The organism is Actinomadura geliboluensis (genome assembly GCF_005889745.1).
Taxonomy (GTDB): domain Bacteria; phylum Actinomycetota; class Actinomycetes; order Streptosporangiales; family Streptosporangiaceae; genus Spirillospora; species Spirillospora geliboluensis.
Genome location: NZ_VCKZ01000656.1, coordinates 1 through 2830 on the forward strand (window position 1 = coordinate 1; position 2830 = coordinate 2830).

Annotated in this window: 2 protein-coding genes and 1 pseudogene; 1 reads left to right on the forward strand and 2 read right to left on the reverse strand. The window is 72.7% G+C overall.

Annotated features, from left to right (window positions below):
- Window positions 1–345: 345 nt before the first annotated feature.
- Window positions 346–657: pseudogene (locus ETD96_RS47395) on the forward strand (helix-turn-helix transcriptional regulator); the annotation flags it as partial.
- Between the two features lie 20 nt (window positions 658–677).
- Here the strand turns inward: ETD96_RS47395 and ETD96_RS43115 are convergent.
- Both ETD96_RS43115 and ETD96_RS43120 read right to left on the reverse strand, forming a co-directional pair.
- Window positions 678–1139: a single-stranded DNA-binding protein gene (locus tag ETD96_RS43115; protein ID WP_138642246.1), complete on the reverse strand. Its 462-nt coding sequence runs from the start codon at window positions 1137–1139 to the stop codon at window positions 678–680.
- A gap of 84 nt (window positions 1140–1223) precedes the next feature.
- On the reverse strand, window positions 1224–2830 hold a 1607-nt coding region (locus tag ETD96_RS43120; RefSeq protein ID WP_138642247.1), incomplete at its 5' end, for a GTPase family protein.

A 2830-nucleotide genomic window follows, 5' to 3' on the forward strand; every position in this document is an offset into this window, starting at 1 on the left:
CCGCTCCCCCTCCGCCGCCCACCGCACCACGAACAACCAGCCGCCAACGCGCCCCGGGCGTGTTGCCCATTGTTCTGCCGCCCTTTGTTACGCCGAGAACGCGCCGACCCGACCGCCAACCGCCCCTGACGACCGCCTGCACTCGCTCCGACAGAACTGGGCGGCATCGCCGTCGTCCGCAGAGACGTGCCTTACACGGTCGCCGACGATCCCGCGACCGCGCCCTCGCTGGAGGTGACCAGCGGCGACTACTGCTCAGCGGCCGAGGGCGCCTCCGGATCGGCTCGGACCTGCGGAACGCTCGTCGACAGAGCCCCCGTGCTGCTCCCGTGGCGGGCCGCCGTGTTGCGGCTGCTGCACGACGCGCCCGCCCACCCGTGGACGGTGGCCGAGGCGGCGGCCAAGGTGGGGGTCTTCCGGGCGGCGCTCGCCCGGCGGTTCACCGCCATGGTCGGCGAACCGCCGATGGCCTACCTCGCGAACTGGCGGATCGCCCTGGCCGCGGATCTCCTGCGCCAGACCGACCTCACGGTGGACGCCATCGCGCGGAAGGTGGGCTACGCCAACGGCTACGCCCTGAGCGTCGCCTTCAAACGCCTGCGCGGCACACGCCCGAGTGCCCACCGAAACGCGGAACCGGCGCGGCGAAGCGGCTGAAGCCCGGCCGATGGGCGAGGTCAGGCGGCTTTGGGTTCCTCCTCTTCGGTGGCCGTCAGGGCCCACTGGTCGGCGGCTTCGCGGGCCAGTTGGCGGTCTTCGTCGGTCAGGGGGCCGCTGCGCTGGGCGGGGCGGTAGTCGACGGTGCCGCGGTTCAGGTCGGGGCCCAGCGTGAGGGCCTCCACCTCGGCGGAGAAGCGCCACTGGTCGGCGCGTTCGTACTGGCGGATCCGCAGGCGGCCGGTGAGCAGGACGGGCGTGCCGCGCCGCAGTTCGGACGCGTTGACGTTCTCGGCGAGGTTGCGCCAGCAGTTGACGGTGACGAACAGGGAGTCGTCGTCCTGCCACTGGTTGGTCTGGCGGTCGAAGCGGCGGGGCGTGCAGCCGACGCGCAGGGAGAGGTAGGGGGTTCCGTTCGCGGTGACGGCGTAGTGCGGTTCGGCGGCGACCCAGCCGGTGATGGTGACGTGTGCCTCGTTCACTGCGTCCTCCGTTGTCCTCGGTTACGAGTCAACGGTGGCGCGGAGGCCCCGCGGCGGGCAGGGCCTCGCGGAACTGTGGATAACTCAGCCGAGCGCGACGTCCACGTCCTTGCGGAAGCGGGCGTAGACCTCCAGGTCGTCCTCGATGGGCTCGATGACCTTCTCGAACGCGACGTGCTCGATGCCCTGGCGCATGTGGTGCTCCATCTTCTCGCCGTGTTTGGCGGACGACAGCGCGACCAGGTTGCGGCAGGCGGACGCCGTGAGCCAGCCCATGCCGAGCGTGCACACGACCAGGACCGCCACGTAGGGGATCAGGCCCGCCTGGCCGATAAGGCCGGACGGGTCGTCGCCGCCGGCGCCCAGCAGGCCGTAGGCGACGAGGAAGCCGATCCAGACGACGCTGAGGACCGCGACCAGGATCAGGAAGTACTGCCAGGTCTTCACCAGCCACCACCAGCGCGGGACCGTGTTGAAGGTGGGCAGCGCCGCCTTCAGGGACTCGCCGAGCGCCTCGGGGATCTCGGTGGCGTGGGCACGGGCCGCGGCCCGCACGGAGCGCCCCCAGTGGGTGGGGAGCTCGGGGGTCAGGCCCTCGGTGACGCTCTGGAGCGCGTTGTCCACATCGCCCTGCTGGGCGCCGACCGGGCCGGTGAAGGCGTTGCGGAGCTCCTCGCGCAGCTCGGTGAGCCGCATCCGGCGCAGCGGGTCCGAGCGCAGCCGGGCGATCATGGCGCTGACGGGCCAGCCGACGAAGTCGGCGGCGCGCAGCTCGTAGGCGCTCTCCATCGCCTCGGCGACGGCGGGCGCGCCGGCGGCGTCGGTGAACGCCTGGATCAGCTCGGTGCGGCGGTTCTCGTCGACGGTCGTGGGCGGCTCGGCGTCGAAGCGGTAGGCGGTGAACCGCTCGGCGACCCGGTCGACGTCGGCGGACAGGCGCTCGGTGCGGGCGCGGCGGGCGGCGACGGTGTCGATGAGGACGTCCCGGAACCCGTGCACGCCGTCGGCGGCGACCGCGGACGTGGTCACGATGCGCGGGTCGGCGAGGCCCTCGGCCTCCAGGAGGCGGCGCAGGTCGGCGACGCAGTCGTCGATCTCGTGCGGGGCGAGCCGGTCGACCTGGTTGAGGACGATCAGCGTGACGCCGGTGTGCCGGGCGAACGGGACGATGTAGTTGCGGTGCAGGGCGGCGTCGGCGTACTTCTGCGGGTCGACGACCCAGACCAGCAGGTCGGCGATGGTGACGAACCGGTCGACCTCGGCGCGGTGCACGGCCTGGATGGAGTCGTGGTCGGGCAGGTCGATCAGCACGAGGCCCTGCAGGCCGGCGTCGGCGCGCTCCAGGTCGAGGGCGCTGGCGCGGGCGTAGCGGTGCCGCTTGTCGACGTCGAGCCAGTCGAGCAGCGGGCCGGCGCCGTCCAGCCCCCAGACGCAGGAGTGGGCCTTGGACGTCATCGGGCGGCGCATGCCGGTGGGCGACAGTTCGAGCCCGCAGATCGCGTTGAACAGGGAGGACTTGCCGCTGCCGGTGCCGCCGGCGAGGGTCACGACGGTGTGGTCGCCGGACAGCCGGAGCCGCTGCCCGGCCCGGTCGAGCAGCGCGCCCGTCTCGTCCAGGACGGGCTGGTCGAGCCGCCCGTAGCCGGTCTGGAGGTGCCGGGCGGGCCGTACAGGAGCACGCCCTTGGGGAT